Genomic DNA, 428 nt, shown 5'->3' on the forward strand with positions numbered 1-428 from the left:
CCCGTGCGTGCCGACGTGCTCGATGCGCAGGTGGCGTGGTTCAAGCACGTCTTCGGCGAGCAGGCGCGGCTCGGACTCGTGCAGTTGGGGCGAGCGCTCGATGGCGTCTATCGCGAGACGATCGAGGCCGCGAGTGTGCAGCGCGCGATGCCGTTGGTCGCGCTCGGTGACGTGACCATGCATGCGCGTTCCTGCAAGCCCTTGCAGGACATCATGACGGCGATTCGCGTCGGGCAGCCGGTCGGTGAATGCGGTTATGCGCTGGCGTCGAATGCCGAGCAGCATCTGCGCAGGCTGGGGCGGATCGGGCGGCTGTTTCCGGCGGAGGCGCTTGCGGAGACTTGTCGGGTGCTTGGTGCCTGTTGCTTCGAGATGGGGGACTTGAAGTACGAGTATCCGCGCGAGATCGTGCCGGAAGGGATGACGCC

At 66.4% G+C, this 428-nt stretch carries 1 pseudogene; it reads left to right on the plus strand.

Annotation, left to right across the window (positions count from 1 at the left end):
* Positions 1 to 428, plus strand: a pseudogene (locus tag HWX25_RS33115) (error-prone DNA polymerase); the annotation flags it as partial.

Source organism: Burkholderia sp. BCC1640 (assembly GCF_902833125.1).
Taxonomy (GTDB): Bacteria; Pseudomonadota; Gammaproteobacteria; order Burkholderiales; family Burkholderiaceae; genus Burkholderia; species Burkholderia diffusa.